We start from the raw sequence: 17913 nt of genomic DNA on the forward strand, positions 1-17913 counted from the left end.
GAGGTGGCACAGGTGAGAAAATGGCTATACGGCATCATTGCTGTCCTCGCCCTGACGGGAATTATAGTATACGGTTTTGTCAGCGCCCCCAAGGTATTTCATGTGGACCGCAAGATTACAGTTACTGCCTACAAGGAGAAGAATCCGGAATATTCTCAGCCTGTGACCCTGCTGCTCAAGGGAGTATTTGATGAGAAATCCAAAAGTTATATAGGTAAAATAACAATGAACGGCAAGGTACTGGAGAGATGCAGGTTGTCCCCTGAATATGGCTTAGCGACTTGTGCGGAAGTGAAGGGCGATCCTTCTTCAGTCATCGGAATGGTGTTTGCCAGCGCAGACTATAAGCAATGGAGCTTGTTGATCGGTCCCTCATACACAGTTCAGAGTTCCTACAGTGAGTTGTATAACATGTTAAATACAGGGGATTCTACAGGTTCAGCGGGGGACATCATTATGACTTTTTCTGCTGACGGCCGTGAGGCTGCCTTGAAGGAGTCACACGCTCTGGTTGAGCGCTGGCAGGACCGGATGGCAGACCGGAATCCCTGATCTTCACAGAAAGCATGTTTGCAAAACAGTTCAATGGGTAACTATAACTGAAGTAACCCATTAACCTGCAAAGCATTATGCAAAGGAGGATTTCACATGTCAGATCAACTCGAAAATGAAGCGGACATCCGCAATAAAGAAAGCAAACAAGGCGATTCCCTTGCGGAACGCAAAAAGATGGAGAATGGCGTGGACATTGAGCCGGAGGCCGATGACTGGGTAGCCAAACCTGCGGAAACCTCTCATCCTGATCCGCTTCCCAAGAACTAAAGACAGAATGCTGTCTTCTGACAGACTACGCGTAGCTGGTAGTCTGTTTTTTTGATGCGGATTCATGTTGAGAACCAAATGGTAAATAACGTATACTGAAAATAGGTACAACAAAGTCATGCTTTCATTCTCCAGTTCATTACAGATTTCACAGGTCTCTGGGCAATCCATTTTGCGGGGAGGAATCGTTAATGCGGAGTCGGAACGAGAACGGACGGTATCGGCAAAAGCGCGGAGACGCGCTTGTAGGCAACCTTGAGAAAAAGTACGGCTCGGACTTTGGCGTACGAAGCGACATGAAGCTGGAGACGTTAAGAAGGCAGCATGATGGACAGTCGTTGACACAACTGCTTAAGGAACAGCAGGACAAAAACTAATCCATAGGGAGCGCAACTGAAGGCTTCCGGAATGATAAACATAACCTGTGGGTTATGTTTTTTTTGTTATTATTCCTTACCGGGCAGCATAATTGAATATCAAATCCGTTTCAGAGCAAATGTTATTGACAATTTAACTACTACGTGTTACTTTATAGCGGTAGTAAGTAATACTACATACCAGTGATACAGAATAGCAAGGAGTGATTGTGCTGGAAAATCTAACGGAAATGCTCAAAGGGTCGCTTGAAGGCTGTGTTCTTGAAATTATAAGCCGCAAAGAAACTTACGGTTACGAAATTACGCGGCAGCTGAACGCTCTCGGCTTCACAGATGTTGTGGAGGGAACGGTGTACACCATTCTGATCCGGCTTGAAAAAAATAAGCTGGTGGAGATCACCAAGAAACCCTCTGAACTGGGACCGCCGCGAAAGTTCTTTGCGATCAACGATGCGGGGCGAGAGGAACTTCAGAAGTTCTGGGAAAAGTGGGAGTTCGTATCCTCAAAAATTAACGAGTTAAAGGAGAGAAAACAATGAACTTTTGGGAAAAAATCACCGGAAGCGACATGACTAAAGAATTCAAAATGTTTGAAGCGCGAACCCAAAAACTGCCGGCTGATTATCAGGCGGCATGGGAGAAAATTAAAGCCAATCTTTGGACGCACTCCGATTTCACCGGTCGCAACCTCATGCCAATTCTTGACGGTGTGCTTGGCCTGCTTGAAGAAACAGCGGCGGACGGTCAGAGTGTCCAAGAGGTGTTGGGTGACGATATCAAAGGCTTCTGTTCTGCGCTGGCCGGTGAAGAAGAGGCAAAGTCTTATCGTGACAAATGGCGCGAGCAGCTCAACAACAATATCGCTAAAAAATTACGTGAATAGGAGGAGGAACCCATGAAAATACGGGATATCATCGAAGGTAAAAAAGAGTGGCGGGCGCACGTGGCCCGTGTCAAAGCCCTCCCTAAGGATTATCAGATTGTTTATAAAGAGATTCAACGATATTACTTTAAGGTCGGTCCTGTCGAATTAACCGAAGATACGGGGCTGCTTTCGGGGATTGTCGATCTTTTTGAAGAGGGTGCGGCCTTGGGAAAAGGCGTGCTCCAAGTGACTGGCAATGACGTAGCCGCTTTCTGTGACGATCTAATCAAAGATTCAAAAACCTATGCCGACATCTACCAGGAATCTGCTGACCAAGAAGTGAACAAGTCCATGAAAAAGTGGACGGATAAAATAAAGTAAAAGGGGGATATCGGGATGGAAAAAGCAATTGAGGTGAAAAGTCTGCGAAAATCCTTTAAGGGCACAGAAGTCCTTAAGGGCATCGATTTTGAGGTGAAGCGGGGTGAGATTTTCGCCCTGCTCGGCTCTAACGGCGCGGGCAAAACGACGATTGTCAGTATCCTCACTACGCTGCTCAAACAGGATGGAGGCACTGCCACCGTTAACGGATTTGACGTTGCGTCAGATCCCGAGAACGTACGGCATGCCATCAGTCTAACCGGGCAATTTGCCGCCGTGGACGAGATTTTGACCGGGCGGGAAAATCTTATCATGATCGCCAGACTGCGACACCTCCCCAATCCGCGTCAAGTGGCTGACGATCTGCTGATACGCTTCAGCTTGACTGAGGCCGCCGACCGCAGGGCTTCCACCTATTCGGGCGGTATGCGCCGAAGGTTAGATATTGCCATGAGCCTGATCGGCAACCCGCAGCTCATTTTCCTCGACGAGCCAACGACAGGGCTAGACCCCGAGGCACGCATTGAGGCATGGAAGATGGTCAAGGAGCTGTCGGACGGTGGCACGACGGTATTCCTGACCACTCAGTATTTGGATGAGGCTGAACAACTTGCCGATCATATTGCCATTTTGCATGAGGGCAGAATTATAGCAGGTGGCACACTTGAGGAACTGAAAAAGCTCTTCCCGCCCGCAAAGGTGGAGTATGTGGAAAAACAACCTTCATTGGAGGAGATCTTCCTCGCAATCATCGGGAAAAGGGAGGTGAGTAATCATGAATAATTACTTTTTCAGCGACATGAGCGTTATGCTTGGACGTTCCATGCGTCATATTTTCCGCAGTATGGACACAATCATCACGGTCTGCATTACTCCGATTGCGATGATGCTGCTGTTTGTCTATGTATTTGGCGGCGCCATCCAAACCGGTACGGATAATTATGTGAACTACCTGTTGCCCGGTATCCTGCTCATTGCGATTGCTAGCGGGATATCCTATACGGCTTACCGACTGTTTCTGGATAAGCAAAGGGGCATCATTGAGCGGTTCCACTCCATGCCAATTGCACGTTCTGCCGTGTTATGGGGGCACGTGCTGACCTCGCTGGTATCCAACGTCATTTCTCTTGTAGTCATCATTCTCGTAGCACTTCTTATGGGCTTTCGCTCATCGGCAGGCGTCCTCCCCTGGCTCGCTGTTACCGGTATACTTGTGCTGTTTACGCTGGCGTTGACTTGGGTTGCAGCGATTGCCGGGCTGTCCGCGAAATCGGTGGAAGGGGCTAGCGCATTCTCCTACCCGCTTATCTTCCTGCCGTTTATTAGCTCGGCCTTTGTGCCGACCGAAACGATGCCTTCAGCCGTACGCGCCTTTGCCGAAAACCAGCCGGTGACCTCTATCGTCGAAACCATCCGTGCTCTATTGTCAAGTCAGCCGGTAGGCAATGATATCTGGCTCGCTCTTGCGTGGTGCTTAGGGATACTGATGGTTGCATATCTATTTGCGGTACGCGCATACAAACGGAAAGCAGCTTAAACCGGCAGAAAGAGCTTGAAGCCATCCCAACTGGTTTTGCCTAAAATAACCAAAAATTACCTTGATGGTTCCCGTCCCGTACCGGGCATACTACTTCCCAATAAAACCTAAAAAAGGGTGGGGGCGGGAACCATTTCGATATCACAGCTGCTTTCGCTGGGAGATTCCCCAGGTGTGATGCTGGCGGGAGAATATTTTTTCTATTTTATGCTGTATTCTTTTTTGGGTTGGGTGCTGGAAGGAAGCTATAATCTCTATAGCCAGGGGGCTTTCCGCAAGGAGGGCTTTCTCAAGGGGCCTTTCAAGCCAATGTATGGTTTCGCACCGTTGCTGCTGGTGGCACTTAAGGACCTTAGCCTTCCGTTGCCGCTCCTAATTGCTCTGGCTTTAATCATCCCTTCCGCCGTTGAGTATGCCAGCGGCTGGCTGCTGAAGTATGCTTTTCATAAGCAGTGGTGGGATTACTCGGGTATGGCCTATCAATTGCGGGGACATATCTGTCTGAAATTCTCATTATACTGGTGGGGGCTGGCGACTTTATGTATTTATGGTCTGCAGCCGTTTGTAGAGATGCTGTATCAGCCTATATCAGCAATATGGATGCTGTTGCTGCCGCTCATGGCTTTGATGCTTACTGCTGATCTGCTCTGGACCTGCCGAACCTGGCGGCGTGGTGCGAAAGTGATGGAGCTTGGGGAAGGTTGAAACTTGCGTATAGTAGTATGCGAATGAATATAGAGAATCAAGGGACATTGTCAGCCTTCGGGCCGATAATGTCCCTTTGCTGTTTGTGGAGACAAGGAATACATGCTAATGTTGTCAAATATAGTGAGAGAAGTCCACAAAAGCACGTATGGCGGGAGGGCAAATGCGCAGAATTCCAAAGATTAGTACCGTTGTTATTGTCCTGGAGACCTTCATCATCGGGGTGTTGGCGGGCTTGCTGCTGTTTTCAGCGGGTAAGCAGGAGGACAGAGATCAGCCGGATTTGATTACACATTTTGACCAGGCCGACCTGACCCGGATGCAAGAAGCGATTGCCAGATTTGGCGACGGTAAAGGGGATAATCTGACCTTGCTGCAGTGGGGAATAGACAGCGGACCCTTTATTCATGATTTCTATAACGACGGTAAAGTGATCCACTGGATCGTGGACAATTCCAGAGACGGCATGGCCGTAAGTGCGGGGAAAACGGAATATGTATGCAGGGCAATCGGACTTGCTGAGGCTGCTGGATTTTACAAGGTTGAATTGTCAGACTGCGACGGCTATGCGAAGGATGAGAAAATCACCGTAATTTCTTTCCGCAAGGGTGAACGATAAAAGTGATTCAGAACCGCAGCGGATAAAATATTGCTAATCCACAAACAGGAGGGATACTATGCCAATATCCGAGTATTACCGGGGTCTACGGGAGAAGGTTGGGAGTGAACTGTTAATGGTGCCGTCTGTCGCGGCAATTATTAGAAATGAGGAAGGTGCGGTTCTTCTGCTCCGCAAGGGTGGGGAACAGCTGTGGGGGTTGCCTGCAGGTGCCGTTGAACCAGGAGAGACACCATCCAGGGCACTGCGTAGGGAGGTATATGAAGAGACAGGACTGATGGTGAACCCGCTTCGGATTATCGGGGTATTCGGTGGAGAGAAGTTTACATATGAGTACAACAATGGTGACCGGGTTCAATATTCGGTTATTGTGTTTGAATGCTCTATCGTCAAGGGAACGCTCCGAAGTATCGACGGGGAGGCGGAGGAGCTGATGTTTTTCAGCGAAGAAAAGCTACCTGGACTGGCTATCCCGTTCCCAACGGAGATTTTTAAGCGGGATTCTGCTGAAGAACGGGTCATTTTCGAATAATACCTGCCATTATGATTATTGGGGATGAAAGTAGTGAGAGCCAAAATTGTATACGGTTGTGCTGTTCTTATATGCATTGTATTGGGACTCAGCTCGAGAGTATGTGGTGACTGGATACCACTATTTGCCGCCAAGCATCTGGGAGATGTGCTGTGGGCATCAATGATTTATTTTATTTGTCGTGTGCTGTTTACCCGGCGGCAACGATGGTTGTCGCTGGTCCTGAGCCTGTGTTTCAGTTTCGGGATTGAATTCAGCCAGCTCTATCAGAGTGAATGGATCAACGTGGTTCGTGATTCTGTGCTTGGGGGATTGATTCTCGGAAAAGGGTTCCTGTGGATCGATCTTCTGCGGTATACGGCAGGGATAATGTCCGCTTATGCGCTGGACCACATTTGTTCGCCCCGCATGGTACGCCTGGATAAGTAACTAACAAGCAGAGCAGGCCACTTGTGTGATGAAGTATTTCGATGAACCATTCTATAAATCTTACAAAATTGCTTCTGGATTATAGAGGTTAAAGAATATATATTTAGGGAGATGCTGCCAGATATGGAGATGAGATCCCCTAATGACGAATAACCTAATCATAGTGTGCGTGCTGACCATGATCATTCACACGGCCGAAACGTTGTCTTATTCGGTGCGCTTTGCCGGTGTGAAGCTGAACAAGATTGCCATTGCATTATCGCTGACCGGAATCATCGTGCTGGTGTCCAGAACGGCCAATATGGTTCAAGCCCCCCTTACTGCCAAATTTGTTGATCTTGCTAAGATTGATCACACCTTTCCTCTGGAAAATTATCTGCGGATCATCATGCTGGCCTCCTCACTGGGTACATTGCTTGCTATTGCCTTATTCCCCACCTTCGTGGGGCTGTCCGGCAGAATTATCTCCAAGCTGGAGATTGAAGGTTCCATACCCAAGCTGCTGACCAGTGTGACGATCAGTCAGCTTAAGAACACCCGCAAGTACATCCGCAAGCCCAAAGTGAAGCTGCGCAGCTTCCGTTATCTGGGCATTCCGAAGCGCTTTATTGTCATGAATATATTTGTTACCGGATTTTATACGGTCGGTGTGCTGTCATCATTGATGGCGGCGCATCTGGTACCAGCTTTCAGTACAACAGCCTCCCAGGCATCAGGGTTGATCAATGGTCTTGCTACCATCATGCTGACCATCTTCATCGACCCTCAGCTTGGCATTATCACCCATAAGGCTACTGAAAATGCGGATTCCAGGGATCAGCTGGGCAAAATATATGTCCTCCTGATGGGCTCACGGTTTCTTGGAACCTTGCTTGGTCAGGCTGTGCTTGTGCCTGCAGCCCATTCGATTATCTGGCTGGTGCAGCTGATCTGATGATGCCCCAAGCGCAAAAGAAACACTACCCCTATACATAGAAAAGCTGTTGTATCAGCGGCTTCATGGCTTCATTCTTCTGGCGCATTCAGCCGCCGGCTCATTTAGGCAGCTTGGCTTCCGCTGCCCTGAGTGCAAGCGTGATCTTCTGCTCCCAGGCATACGATTGCTGCCCGAACGTACGAAGCTCGCCCATGCGGGCATAAGACAATTTCATCGCCGCCGCAGCGGTGATGGCGTCGCCCGCTGCGATAGCGGCTTTGTATCGTTTATCTGCCTCTGCACGCTCTGCCTGCGCAGTGCTGGCCGTTTTATTCTGAGCTGCAATTTGCTTCTTGAGACCGGCTATGGGAGCCAGGGCATCCTTGGCCGGTTTTAACTTGGCTGCTGTAAGTGCCCGGGCTTCCGCTAGCAGGGTATTCTTCGCCTTGACTTCGGACCGGGCAGCGGTTGCAGCGGCCTTCAGTTTGTTCCTTTTAATCTCCAGCAGGGTTGCCGACTTCAGATTACCGGCCTTGCGGGCTGCGGTGATCTGCTTGCCGAGTGAACTGTATTCCTCTAATAGCGGTGAATGTTTCTTCTTTATCGCTTCAGCTTCCGTCTTCAACCGGTTCAGCAAGACGGAATCAACGGTCTTCAGCTTCAGATTTATGGCTGCGAGATCCGCATTATTCTGCTTGCGGAGTGTCTGGGTTCTCGTACCCTCAGACTTCAATGTCACCTGGAGTCCGGTATAATCGCTGTACATCGTATGAATCTCTTCCAGAGCGGAGTCCCAGTCAGTTGCAGCTTCAGCATGAGGAAGATATACGCAGAACATTGCCAGCAGAACCAGCATTCCTATCCATTTGCGGTAAAAGCCTGCGCCGTTCCATTGTTCAGAAGCAGCATTCCATTTCCGTATTCCTGCTTTCATTCTCATCATCTCCTGTAATATAGTCGATAATAGACGCAAAAAAGCACCCCCAAGAAAGGCGCAAAGGCCTGTCCTGCGAGGTGCTTCTCCCGCTTATCGTATGGAATTTGTCCTTTAACTATAGCTTGTAATCAAGGGATCGTCAACAAAAAAAGAACGCAGGTTCGCTTATTTGATTATCTATTGCTATTTTTAAAAATATAAGAATTTATATGCTTCGCGCTATAAATTATCCTTCTATTTCTCGCTGAAACGGTGCCGTCCTTAAAAAAGGACGGCGTAGGCGTTTCTACTTGTGTAACTGGTTCAAGAAATCTAGTAGAATAGTTCTATAGTTTACAATATTGGATAAAATCCGCAGCAGAAGCAGTATAGACAGGGAGATGACATCGTGCAGCTTAGACATGTGAAAATTTTGGGGACCGGCAAGTATTTACCCGCAAGGAAGGTGACGGACGAGGAATTGGACATGATACTCGGCACACCTGCTGGCTGGGTCGGCAAAATAACGGGTGTAGGCGTACGGCATTATGCCGGAGAGGGTGAAACGGCCTCTAGTATGGGTGCCAAGGCCGCTGAAGCTGCGCTTGCAGCAGCGGCCTTGAGCTTTTCCGATATCGATTGCCTGGTATGCACGAGCGGAACTAAAGAGCAGCCCCTGCCCAGTACGGCAGTGTTTATCCAGCAGGCGATGGGACAGGAGGACTCCGGTGTCCCGGCATTTGATATTGACTCAACATGCCTCAGCTTTCTGGTGGGTCTGGATATCATGTCTTATATGGTGGAAGCAGGCAGATACCGGAACGTGCTTCTGGTAGCTACGGAGATTGCCTCGGCTGGACTTAATTATGAGGACAAGGAAAGTGCGGCGCTATTTGGCGACGGGGCGGCTGCAGTGGTCATCGGTCCTAGTTCAGCCGGAGATGCTTCGAAGATTCTTCATGCCTCGCTCAAAACTTACAGCAGCGGTGCGCGTTACTCGGAGATTGCCGGCGGAGGTACCAGGCTGCATGCCCAAAAATACACCAAGGAGAATAGCCTGCCTTATTTATTTCATATGGACGGGCAGGCTATTTTTCGAAAAGCTTCCAAGCTTCTTCCGGAATTTATCAGTGAAATGCTGACGCAGACAGATACGCAAATGAATGATTTCCGTCTGGTTATCCCCCATCAGGGAAGTGCAATGGCGATGCGGCTGCTCCGCAAAAAGCTGGGTATTGCTGAGGAAAGATTCCTTGACAATACTCCTGGACATGGGAATACTATCGCAGCTTCGATCCCCATGGGGCTGCATGAAGCAATCGTTCAAGGACGGGTGCAGCGCGGGGACCGCATATTGTTCGTTGGTACTGCGGCAGGCCTGTCACTGGGAGGCATGGTTATTGACTACTGATCCGACCGGCAATCCGGCAGTGAAGAATGTGCTCATTACCGGGGGAAGGGCACCTGTGGCACTGGAGCTGTCCCGGCTGCTGCGGGACGCTGGACACCAGGTATATGTTGCTGAAAGCGCCAGATATCATCTATGCCGGGTTTCTTCGGCCGTGGAACGCAGCTATCGTGTACCCCCGCCAAGGCATAATCCGGCGGCGTATATTGATGCGCTGGCAAGGCTGGTTGAGGAACTGGATATTGATGTGCTGATTCCGCTGTGCGAGGAAATTTTTTATATCTCGGCCAGTCTTGACCGCATCATTGGCTGCCGCGTACTCTCTGCGGGACGGGAGATGCTGGCCCGCTTGCATCACAAGGCCGACTTCATTATATGGGCCCGGGAACTGGGATTTACTGTCCCTGCGACACGGCTGCTCAGCAGCCCTGAGGAATGGAATAACCAGATGGATGAAGCTGCACGTATGGGCGAGGCCTGGGTATACAAGCCGGCATATTCAAGGTTTGCTTCCAAAGTCATTTTGCCTGGTAAGTTCACGGGAGATCGGGAAGGCCTTGCCGGATCACGCAGTCTTGCTGCTCCTCCAGGTCTTTGTCCCGCCGCTCCCTGGGTGGCGCAGCAGTTTATCAAGGGAGCGGCCATATGCACTTACAGTGTCGTGCATCAAGGTGAGCTGGCCGCGCATGCTGCTTATGGCAGCGGGTACCGGACCGGCAAGGCGGGAGCAAGCGTGTATTTTGAACCATTGGAGCATCCGGGAGCTTTTGAGTGGATACAGTGTTTTGTCCGTGCCACCGGATTTAGCGGCCAGATCGGCTTCGACTTCATCCAGGCGGAGGACGATATTTTGTACCCGATCGAATGCAACCCGCGCGCGACCAGCGGAATTCATCTGTTTGCTCCTGAGGATGGGCTGGTGCAGGCTTTGCTGAGTCCAGAGCTGCTTGCGCAGCACGGAAACGTCAATATACCTCGTTCAGGCAAAAAAGCCATGCTTACACTTCCCATGCTCGCCTGCGGCCTGCGGCCCGGACCGGGGGGCCTGAATAGGTGGAACAGGTCGTTTCGTGCTGCTGAGGATGTGATCTGCCGCAAGCAAGACATGCGTCCCTTCCTCGAGCAGTTTCGCGCCGTCTACCAAGCCTATCGTCTTGCCAGACGGAATAAGATATCGGTTACTGAAGCCCTGACTGAAGATATAGAATGGAACGGTGAGTGATGGCTAGAGCACTTGTAACAGGCGCGACCGGCTTTCTTGGCCGTCATACGGTTCAGAGGCTTGTAGAACTGGGCTGGGAGGTATACGGTCTTGGGCGAAACCGGGAGGCCGGCGAACAGATTGAACAGGCTGGTGCTGTGTTTCTACGTGAGGATTTGCGGGAGCGCGAAGCTACGGTCCGTGCGTGCACGGGTATGGAGATAGTATTCCATTGTGCGGCACTTTCTTCGCCCTGGGGCAAATATAGTGAATTTTACACATGTAATGTAGAAGCTACACGGAACATAGTTGAGGGCTGCAAGCGGCATAGGGTCCAGCGGCTGATTCATATATCGACCCCAAGCCTATATTCCAGCCGCAAAAGCCGGTTCGGCATTCGGGAAACAGATCCGCTTCCGCCGAAACCGGCTAACAGCTATGCAGCAACCAAACGAATAGCGGAGCAGGTAGTGGAACAGGCGGTAAGTAAGGGGCTGACGGCATTTATACTGCGTCCGAGAGCAATCTTCGGCCCTATGGACAATGCCTTGTTTCCGCGGTTGCTGGAGGCTAATGAAGGTAAAGGGGTACCGTTGCTTGACGGAGGAGGCGCAATAATAGATGTGACTTGCGTTGAGAATCTCATCGACGCCATGTTGCTCTGCTGTAGTGCTCCGCTGTCAGCGGCCGGGCGAGCCTACAATATCACCAACGGCGAGCCGGTCGTGTTCAGGGAGCTCCTTGAGCGGCTGTTTGCCCGGTTAGAGATGCCACTGAATAGCAGACAGATTGCATATCCTACCGCTTATGCTGTTGCGGGAATGTTGGAAGGGGTACATAAGCTGTTTCCATTCCTGGGCGAACCGATGCTTACCCGTTATTCGGCTTCGGCCCTCGGTGTCTCTCAGACGCTCGATATTTCACAGGCGCGGGCCCAGCTTGGTTATTATCCCCGTGTAACTATAGACGAAGGTCTTCAGTCCTTCGCGGAATGGTGGAGAGAACAGAAATGATGACTTCAATTCCAGTATCGGTGTCCATTTTGTCCGCAGGATACTGCGTTCATCCCGAAATGCTGACACTGAAGGGCGGTACGATCAGACCTGTGGCATTTCCGGCTGGTTACGTGTTGCTGAGACACCCACAGCATGGACCAATCCTATTCGATACAGGCTATAGTGCCCGATTCTTTCAGGAGACAGCGAAGCTTCCGGCTTCACTGTACCGCCATATTACACCGGTAGTTTTCAAGGAAGGGGAAAGTGCCGTGGAGCGTCTCCGGGAAGCTGGTATTCAACCCGAAGAGATCCGTTACATGGTGCTTTCGCATTTTCATGCGGACCACATCGGCGGTGTCCGGGACTTCCCCCGGGCAAAGTTCATCTATTTACAGAAGGCATATGAGGCCGTTCGCAGGCTTGGAACCATTAAGGCGCTTAGGGCCGGATTTCTTCCAGGACTGCTTCCAGAAGACTTTTCAGCCCGTTCTTTGCCTATAGACGAGCACTCGCCCAAACGCCCGCTGGACTCTGGACTTCCCTTCAGGGATGCTTACGATCTGCTTGGCGACGGCAGTCTGCTGGCAGTGGAAATGTCTGGCCATGCTGCCGGGATGATCGGATTGTTCGTCTCTGACGGCGGTTGTGACTACCTGCTCTGCGCGGATACCGTATGGTCGAGCAGGGCTTTCCGCGAGAACCGCAGGCCGCATCCCGTAGCCAGTCTCATTATGTCTGACCGCAGAGAATACCGGCTGAATTTTGACCGTTTGCGGCAGATCCACGAGAACTTTCCCAACCTGCGGATTGTACCCAGCCACTGCCGCGAGGCACTTGCACGCTGGGGAACAGGCGGTGTGAAATGAGACGGCTGCTGCGCACGCTCCGGTATTACAGCCTTACAAGGCGGCGGCATCGCTGGAAGAACCGGGAAGCGCTGGAGCTGTGGCAGGAAAAGCGGATTCGGCATCATGTGGAACAGATCCGCCAGGCATCCCCTTATTACCGTGATCTGTGGGCCAATATCCCCGCCGCAGAGTGGCACCGATTTCCGATCATTGAGAAGCAGCTCATGATGGATAATTTTGATACGCTGAATACAGTGGGGATTACCAAAGACATAGCTTTCGCTGAGGCTTATGAAGCAGAGAACAGCCGCCATTTTAAGCCTACACTCCATGGGATTACGGTTGGTTTGTCGTCGGGAACTTCAGGAAGCCGGGGGATCTTTCTTGTCAGTGAAGAAGAACAGGCTGCCTGGACAGGAACTGTACTGGCCAAGCTGCTGCCGGGAGGACTGTGGCAACGGGCGAAGATCGCCTTTTTCCTGCGGGCCAACAGCAATCTCTATGAATCAGTCAGACAAGGGCGGCTGCAATTTCAGTATTTTGATCTGCTGGAGCCGGTCGCACAGCTGGTCTCCAGGCTGGAGCAGTACAGTCCGGACATCTGGATCGCGCCGCCGTCCATGCTTCGACTGCTCGCTGAAGCGTATCTGTCGGGCAGCTTGAGCGTTCAGCCCCGCCGCCTGATTTCCGTAGCGGAGGTTCTGGACCCGCTGGACCGGGAGCATATTGAACGGACCTTCGGGCAGAAGGTGCATCAGGCTTACCAGTGTACGGAGGGATTTCTCGGATCTACCTGTGAGTACGGCACGCTGCACCTTAATGAAGATATTGTTCATATTGAAAAAGAGTATCTGGACCGCGAATCCAGACGTTTCGTGCCGGTGGTAACGGACTTTTCAAGAAAGGTCCAGCCTATTATCCGCTACCGGCTGAATGATATACTGACCGAACTGGCTGCGCCTTGTCCTTGCGGTTCATTGTTTACGGGGATAGAACGTATTGAAGGCCGATGCGACGATATTCTGTATCTGCCCCATTCGGAGAACGGCCAGCTGGTTACACTGTTCCCCGATTTTATCACCCGGGCTGTAATGGCAGCTTCACCGGAGATCGAGCATTACCGGGTTATTCAGCGCAGTCCGCTGGATCTGGAAATTTCATACCGCACACGCGAGGGAAGCACAGAGGATATTAATTCACTGTTAACCGGGGAATTCTCGCGGTTATTCACCCGGCTCTGCTGCATTCCTCCGCAGCTTCAGTTCACCGAATATAGCTTCTCACCTGGACCGGTGAAGCTGCGGCGGGTGGAGAGGAGCTGGAAGCTTTGAAGGATGAAGTGATTCAATACGACAGGGAGAGCATCAGGGAACTGAACTGGCCGGATACGGAATATGGCCGCTATGCGCAGCAATACGTTTCAGCCCTGCTGGAGCATCCTGTAGAACATTTTATTGCCAATGTGCGAACTGCGGTCAAGGTAGTTGCGGTTGACGGCTTGCCCATACCAATCAGCGTAAATGAGGCCGAGTATGCAAACTCCTATGTTTGCTCTCCGTACACGCATTATGTCAGCTATGCTCATGAGGAGCTTGCATTGCTGAATAACCGGCTGCTGGAGGAAACCCTGGCTGCACTTCTGCGGGGAATGGGCCATCTGCTGAAGACTGCCAGGTTCAACCGGGTGGTTCAGGTCAATAACTGGCTGCTGTCCACCAACCTGTATCCTCCGGTGAATCCGGACCAGTTACTGAAGGTGCTGGACTTTCTCCGCTCCGAGTATCCCGGCTATACGATTCTCTTTCGCTCCCTGAGCCAGGAAACATCCGGGCCAATAATGGACGCACTTAGCGGCTATGGCTGTAAATGGGTGCCAAGCCGCCAGATTTATCTGTTGCAGCATCCTACGGGGTCGAAGGCTAAATGGCTGGTTAAGCGTGACCGGGCATTGCTGGACAAACATGGCTATACGATTGATGGGCCTGGTCAGATTACGGATGAGGATATCCACCGCATAGTGGAGCTCTATGAGCAGCTGTATATCCATAAATATTCGGAACATAATCCGAAGTTCACCGCAGCCTACATCCGCCTTGCCCTGGAGAAGCGCACACTCCATGTACACGGTCTGCGCAAAAACGGCAGGCTAGACGCCGTACTCGGCTTCTACAGCCGGGAGGGTGCGATGACGGCGCCGCTGTTCGGCTATGATACTTCGCTGCCGCAGTCGACCGGACTGTACCGGATGCTGTCTGCTGTGCTGATTGATCTTGCTGCCAGCCGTGGAGAACTGCTGCATGAGAGCTCGGGGGTAGGTCAATTCAAGCGCAACCGCGGAGCAGTGGCCGCCACAGAATTCTCGGCAGTGTATGACAAAGGCACATCCTGGCTGAACCGTTCCGGCTGGTCCTTTCTCGGGCTGCTTCTCCGGCGGGTAGGCATACCCTTGATCCAAAAGTTGAAGCTGTAACGGATTTGTTTTACGCTAAAGCTATCACAGCTGGTTTTGCATGAAGTAAAATCCAAGAAGCGAAGCTCACAAAACTTTGAAGAGGTGCAATGATGAACAGCGAAAACGGGCGGAATGCAAATAAAGTTGGCCTCATCACCGGTGCCTCCTCCGGCTTCGGTCTGCTGACTGCACTGGCGCTGGCCCGCGAAGGTTACCATGTCGCAGCCACTATGCGGGACCTGAGCCGCCAGGGAGAGCTGCTTCGGCAGGCTGAAGCAGCCGGGGTTTCAGAGCGGATACATGTAATGGCCCTGGATGTTACGGACTCAGCGTCCATTAAGTTCGCAATAGCAGCGGCTATGGAGATATTCGGAAGAATTGATGTATTGGTCAACAATGCAGGTTTTGCTGTCGGCGGCTTTGTGGAAGAGGTGGGCATGGAGGAATGGCGGCGGCAGATGGATACGAACTTTTTTGGTCTAATTGAGGTTACTAAGGCAGTACTGCCTATGATGCGGAGTCAGCGGGCGGGCCTGATTATCAATGTCAGCAGCGTCAGCGGATTGACCGGATTTCCCGGATATGCCCCTTATGCCGCCTCCAAATACGCCGTGGAGGGCTTCAGTGAAAGCCTGCGCCAGGAGCTGCGTCCATTTGGGATTCGGGTTGTACTGGTGGAGCCTGCTTCGTTCCGTACACCGATCTGGGGCAAAGGGTTGGAGGGGATGCATACCCACGAGAATTCTCCCTATCAGAAACAGCTTGCCGATGTACTGCGTTATTCCCGGCAGAGCGCAGAGACCGCACCCGAACCGGATCAGGTTGCCGAGCTGATAGCACGGATCACAGCAATGAAGGCTCCAAGGCTGCGGTACCCAGTCGGCAAGGGCTCCCGTCTGCTGGTGATTGGTAAAACACTGCTGCCCTGGAAGGTGTTCGAAGGGATTATCGCCAAATCTCTTAAGAACATGAAGTGAATTACAGGCAGGATGATGTCTGACAAGAATGGAGGTGTGCCTAGTGCCGGATAAGGTGGGACTGCATATTTGCTTTGATGAGCTTGGCCGGGAAATTGAGATTCTGGATGTGACGCCGGTGGCGCGTGGCAAATACCGTATTGAAGAAACGCCGATTTTTAACCCGTGCATCGCTCTTGGGGACATCATTCGGGTCGAGGAGAAGCAGGGGATTGCGTACTATGTGGAAACGGTGCAGAAATCGGGCTATGCCAGATATGCCTGGCTGTTGAGTAAGGAGGCCGCAGGGTCGCGGGAAATACATGAGTTCAAACACCGGATTACAACATGCGAGGGCAAATGGGAGCAAATCTTTGGCGGTCTGCTGGTGATCCATATTTCCAAGTACTCTGAAGTTGACGTTGAGGCCGAAATGGCCCTGATTCTTGAACGTTTTGATATATAATCCGTGAACTGAAAGGAAGATAGAATATGAAGAAATTTCTCAAGCAATGGGTTCCGAGTATAGCCATCGGGATTGTTTTGTCATTGTTTATCCGTACATATGTAGCTGAAGCCATGAAAGTCCCAACCGGTTCGATGATTCCGACGATACAGATCAACGACCGGCTGTTGGTGGAGAAGATGCTCTGGTTAACCACACTGAAGCATGGTGATATTGTCGTATTTAACCCGCCGGTGCCCGGCGATGAACAGAAAAAGTATGTCAAACGCCTCATGGGGCTGCCGGGAGATACGATTGAGATCAAGGACGGGGCTATGTACAGAAACGGCGACAGGGTCGATGAGCCTTATCTCCAGGAAAAGATGAACTACGCGTTCGGGCCGGTCACAGTTCCTGCAGACCACTATTTTTTTCTGGGCGATAACCGGAATACGAGCTATGATGCCCATCTGTGGAGCACCCCTTTTGTAGCCAAAGATAAGCTGATTGGCAAAGTTCTGGTGGATGTTAATAATCTTTTCTAATAAATTGGGTAATCCACCACCACGACATTCTCAATGATCCCCTCAAGCAGCCCCACAAAATGCTGATGTGCAGGATGGGGTCCATATTGGCGCAGGGCTTCCTGATCTCTGAAGGTCACGCGAAGCCCCAGCGTATATCCATGGATATTCTCCGTTTCTTCCGTTTTATTTACACCTGCACTAAGCTCCACAATCCCGGGAATCGAATTCTTCAGCGCCATAAGCGTCTGTACGAGATGTTCTCCAGTCTCGGACCTATATTGCTCATTAAATTTAAAAACAACAAGATGTTCATACATCATTTTGTGTCCTCCCGAGGTTTTTATTTCGATTATAGCTGTATAACCTGCTCAAGGATATGGTTCCATCATTCCGATTCGTGAAAGGAAAAATATTATGCAGGACAAATTACCTGTATCCAGAATTAAAACTCCGTTGAGTTTACGAACAATGCTGTCGTTTATATTACTTATTGCAATAGAATCTTGGACGTTGAATTCACACAATCCATATCGTCCTTATTCTACTGTGGATTATATTATAGTAGTCATGCTTGTTATGCTTATTGTTCTCCTTGTGCTGTCGATTGTGAATGCCCTGCGGCCGGCTGCAGAGATCAAATGGAGTACCGATTCGCTGCAAATTCGTGGTGAAACCATCTACGCTCAGAGGATTCAAGCCATCCAAATTGACGGACCGGTTGTGGGCATCAAACCGATTGGCAAAAGGATTGCTCCTATGCGTCTAACCTTTCGTTTTATAGATGACCGCGCCCAGTCAATGAAAGAATTGACCGGCTGGGCAGAGGCAAACGGGGTCAAGCTGACCTATAAAAGATTCGTGAAATGGATGTAGAAGAGGCTAAAGTCGGGGATTCAATATACCTACTCTGGTACAGGGAACGTGACTTTAACCATATTGTTACTTTGCCAGCTTTTGGGCTATGATCAAGTAAAGATTG

The 17913-nt window shown here is 50.8% G+C and carries 25 protein-coding genes; 23 read left to right on the top strand and 2 right to left on the bottom strand.

What is annotated here, in order from left to right; translation table 11 throughout:
• Nucleotides 1-12: 12 nt before the first annotated feature.
• From A3849_RS30710 to A3849_RS30765, 13 genes are all read left to right on the top strand, one after another.
• On the top strand, nt 13-552 hold the full coding sequence (locus A3849_RS30710; protein WP_074114851.1) for a hypothetical protein: 540 nt from the start codon (nt 13-15) through the stop codon (nt 550-552).
• Between the two features lie 96 nt (nt 553-648).
• Nucleotides 649-822, top strand: a complete 174-nt coding sequence (locus A3849_RS33260; RefSeq protein ID WP_167374635.1) for a hypothetical protein — start codon at nt 649-651, stop codon at nt 820-822.
• Between the two features lie 191 nt (nt 823-1013).
• Complete coding sequence (locus A3849_RS30715; protein WP_074085202.1) at nt 1014-1199, top strand: hypothetical protein; 186 nt, start codon at nt 1014-1016, stop codon at nt 1197-1199.
• 230 nt (nt 1200-1429) lie between these two features.
• On the top strand, nt 1430-1738 hold the full coding sequence (locus A3849_RS30720; RefSeq protein WP_306010727.1) for a PadR family transcriptional regulator: 309 nt from the start codon (nt 1430-1432) through the stop codon (nt 1736-1738).
• Nucleotides 1735-2082 (top strand): DUF1048 domain-containing protein, encoded by a 348-nt coding sequence (locus tag A3849_RS30725; protein WP_074114853.1) that lies wholly within the window; start codon nt 1735-1737, stop codon nt 2080-2082. Before A3849_RS30720 ends, A3849_RS30725 begins: the two co-directional genes overlap by 4 nt.
• 12 nt (nt 2083-2094) lie before the next feature.
• Complete coding sequence (locus A3849_RS30730; protein ID WP_074114854.1) at nt 2095-2445, top strand: DUF1048 domain-containing protein; 351 nt, start codon at nt 2095-2097, stop codon at nt 2443-2445.
• A 15-nt stretch (nt 2446-2460) separates the two neighbouring features.
• Complete coding sequence (locus A3849_RS30735) at nt 2461-3228, top strand: ABC transporter ATP-binding protein (protein ID WP_074114855.1); 768 nt, start codon at nt 2461-2463, stop codon at nt 3226-3228.
• Nucleotides 3221-3982, top strand: coding sequence for an ABC transporter permease (locus A3849_RS30740; protein WP_074114856.1), 762 nt, complete (start codon nt 3221-3223; stop codon nt 3980-3982). The genes A3849_RS30735 and A3849_RS30740 overlap by 8 nt, the downstream gene beginning before the upstream one ends.
• Before the next feature lie 177 nt (nt 3983-4159).
• On the top strand, nt 4160-4687 hold the full coding sequence (locus tag A3849_RS30745; protein ID WP_074114857.1) for a putative ABC transporter permease: 528 nt from the start codon (nt 4160-4162) through the stop codon (nt 4685-4687).
• 163 nt (nt 4688-4850) lie between these two features.
• A complete protein-coding gene (locus A3849_RS30750) occupies nt 4851-5306 on the top strand; it encodes a DUF4362 domain-containing protein (protein ID WP_074114858.1) in 456 nt (151 codons plus the stop codon).
• Nucleotides 5307-5364: 58 nt separating this feature from the next.
• A complete protein-coding gene (locus A3849_RS30755; protein ID WP_074114859.1) occupies nt 5365-5838 on the top strand; it encodes an NUDIX domain-containing protein in 474 nt (157 codons plus the stop codon).
• 33 nt (nt 5839-5871) lie between these two features.
• Complete coding sequence (locus A3849_RS30760) at nt 5872-6267, top strand: ribosomal maturation YjgA family protein (protein WP_256701119.1); 396 nt, start codon at nt 5872-5874, stop codon at nt 6265-6267.
• A gap of 142 nt (nt 6268-6409) precedes the next feature.
• A complete protein-coding gene (locus A3849_RS30765; RefSeq protein WP_074114861.1) occupies nt 6410-7201 on the top strand; it encodes a lipid II flippase Amj family protein in 792 nt (263 codons plus the stop codon).
• 100 nt (nt 7202-7301) lie between these two features.
• Here A3849_RS30765 and A3849_RS30770 read toward each other — a convergent pair whose 3' ends face one another.
• Nucleotides 7302-8117 (bottom strand): hypothetical protein, encoded by an 816-nt coding sequence (locus A3849_RS30770; RefSeq protein ID WP_083613741.1) that lies wholly within the window; start codon nt 8115-8117, stop codon nt 7302-7304.
• Nucleotides 8118-8508: 391 nt separating this feature from the next.
• Here A3849_RS30770 and A3849_RS30775 point away from each other — a divergent pair, with 391 nt between their 5' ends.
• The 9 genes from A3849_RS30775 (at nt 8509) to lepB (ending at nt 16952) form a co-directional block, all read left to right on the top strand.
• Nucleotides 8509-9510, top strand: a complete 1002-nt coding sequence (locus tag A3849_RS30775; RefSeq protein ID WP_074114862.1) for a beta-ketoacyl-ACP synthase III — start codon at nt 8509-8511, stop codon at nt 9508-9510.
• The gene (locus A3849_RS30780; protein WP_083613742.1) at nt 9500-10729 is read left to right on the top strand and encodes an ATP-grasp domain-containing protein; all 1230 of its coding nucleotides are present in this window, start codon (nt 9500-9502) and stop codon (nt 10727-10729) included. The genes A3849_RS30775 and A3849_RS30780 overlap by 11 nt, the downstream gene beginning before the upstream one ends.
• Complete coding sequence (locus A3849_RS30785; protein ID WP_074114863.1) at nt 10729-11721, top strand: NAD-dependent epimerase/dehydratase family protein; 993 nt, start codon at nt 10729-10731, stop codon at nt 11719-11721. Before A3849_RS30780 ends, A3849_RS30785 begins: the two co-directional genes overlap by 1 nt.
• On the top strand, nt 11718-12572 hold the full coding sequence (locus A3849_RS30790; protein ID WP_074114864.1) for an MBL fold metallo-hydrolase: 855 nt from the start codon (nt 11718-11720) through the stop codon (nt 12570-12572). Before A3849_RS30785 ends, A3849_RS30790 begins: the two co-directional genes overlap by 4 nt.
• A complete protein-coding gene (locus A3849_RS30795; RefSeq protein ID WP_074114865.1) occupies nt 12569-13885 on the top strand; it encodes a F390 synthetase-related protein in 1317 nt (438 codons plus the stop codon). The genes A3849_RS30790 and A3849_RS30795 overlap by 4 nt, the downstream gene beginning before the upstream one ends.
• Nucleotides 13882-15024, top strand: coding sequence for a GNAT family N-acetyltransferase (locus A3849_RS30800; protein ID WP_083613743.1), 1143 nt, complete (start codon nt 13882-13884; stop codon nt 15022-15024). The genes A3849_RS30795 and A3849_RS30800 overlap by 4 nt, the downstream gene beginning before the upstream one ends.
• Before the next feature lie 92 nt (nt 15025-15116).
• Nucleotides 15117-15983, top strand: coding sequence for an SDR family oxidoreductase (locus A3849_RS30805; RefSeq protein WP_083613744.1), 867 nt, complete (start codon nt 15117-15119; stop codon nt 15981-15983).
• Nucleotides 15984-16026: 43 nt separating this feature from the next.
• The gene (locus tag A3849_RS30810) at nt 16027-16428 is read left to right on the top strand and encodes a DUF4265 domain-containing protein (RefSeq protein ID WP_074114868.1); all 402 of its coding nucleotides are present in this window, start codon (nt 16027-16029) and stop codon (nt 16426-16428) included.
• Between the two features lie 26 nt (nt 16429-16454).
• Nucleotides 16455-16952, top strand: coding sequence for a signal peptidase I (gene lepB / locus A3849_RS30815; RefSeq protein WP_074114869.1), 498 nt, complete (start codon nt 16455-16457; stop codon nt 16950-16952).
• Here the strand turns inward: lepB and A3849_RS30820 are convergent.
• Complete coding sequence (locus A3849_RS30820; protein WP_256701120.1) at nt 16949-17254, bottom strand: Dabb family protein; 306 nt, start codon at nt 17252-17254, stop codon at nt 16949-16951. The two genes, lepB and A3849_RS30820, sit on opposite strands and share 4 nt — an antisense overlap.
• A gap of 190 nt (nt 17255-17444) precedes the next feature.
• Between A3849_RS30820 and A3849_RS30825 the strand changes: the two genes are divergently transcribed.
• Nucleotides 17445-17807: a hypothetical protein gene (locus tag A3849_RS30825; RefSeq protein ID WP_143191947.1), complete on the top strand. Its 363-nt coding sequence runs from the start codon at nt 17445-17447 to the stop codon at nt 17805-17807.
• The last annotated feature ends 106 nt before the right edge of the window (nt 17808-17913 follow it).

Source organism: Paenibacillus sp. P46E (genome assembly GCF_001909095.1).
Lineage (GTDB): Bacteria > Bacillota > Bacilli > Paenibacillales > Paenibacillaceae > Paenibacillus_AQ > Paenibacillus_AQ helianthi.

Coding starts and splice junctions, on each gene's coding strand:
- A3849_RS33260 (WP_167374635.1), top strand. CDS start 649: ATGTCAGATCAACTCGAAAATGAAGCGGACATCCGCAATAAAGAAAGC.
- A3849_RS30715 (WP_074085202.1), top strand. CDS start 1,014: ATGCGGAGTCGGAACGAGAACGGACGGTATCGGCAAAAGCGCGGAGAC.
- A3849_RS30720 (WP_306010727.1), top strand. CDS start 1,430: ATGCTCAAAGGGTCGCTTGAAGGCTGTGTTCTTGAAATTATAAGCCGC.
- A3849_RS30725 (WP_074114853.1), top strand. CDS start 1,735: ATGAACTTTTGGGAAAAAATCACCGGAAGCGACATGACTAAAGAATTC.
- A3849_RS30730 (WP_074114854.1), top strand. CDS start 2,095: ATGAAAATACGGGATATCATCGAAGGTAAAAAAGAGTGGCGGGCGCAC.
- A3849_RS30735 (WP_074114855.1), top strand. CDS start 2,461: ATGGAAAAAGCAATTGAGGTGAAAAGTCTGCGAAAATCCTTTAAGGGC.
- A3849_RS30740 (WP_074114856.1), top strand. CDS start 3,221: ATGAATAATTACTTTTTCAGCGACATGAGCGTTATGCTTGGACGTTCC.
- A3849_RS30745 (WP_074114857.1), top strand. CDS start 4,160: ATGCTGGCGGGAGAATATTTTTTCTATTTTATGCTGTATTCTTTTTTG.
- A3849_RS30750 (WP_074114858.1), top strand. CDS start 4,851: ATGCGCAGAATTCCAAAGATTAGTACCGTTGTTATTGTCCTGGAGACC.
- A3849_RS30755 (WP_074114859.1), top strand. CDS start 5,365: ATGCCAATATCCGAGTATTACCGGGGTCTACGGGAGAAGGTTGGGAGT.
- A3849_RS30765 (WP_074114861.1), top strand. CDS start 6,410: ATGACGAATAACCTAATCATAGTGTGCGTGCTGACCATGATCATTCAC.
- A3849_RS30770 (WP_083613741.1), bottom strand. CDS start 8,117: ATGAAAGCAGGAATACGGAAATGGAATGCTGCTTCTGAACAATGGAAC.
- A3849_RS30785 (WP_074114863.1), top strand. CDS start 10,729: ATGGCTAGAGCACTTGTAACAGGCGCGACCGGCTTTCTTGGCCGTCAT.
- A3849_RS30790 (WP_074114864.1), top strand. CDS start 11,718: ATGATGACTTCAATTCCAGTATCGGTGTCCATTTTGTCCGCAGGATAC.
- A3849_RS30795 (WP_074114865.1), top strand. CDS start 12,569: ATGAGACGGCTGCTGCGCACGCTCCGGTATTACAGCCTTACAAGGCGG.
- A3849_RS30805 (WP_083613744.1), top strand. CDS start 15,117: ATGAACAGCGAAAACGGGCGGAATGCAAATAAAGTTGGCCTCATCACC.
- lepB (WP_074114869.1), top strand. CDS start 16,455: ATGAAGAAATTTCTCAAGCAATGGGTTCCGAGTATAGCCATCGGGATT.
- A3849_RS30820 (WP_256701120.1), bottom strand. CDS start 17,254: ATGATGTATGAACATCTTGTTGTTTTTAAATTTAATGAGCAATATAGG.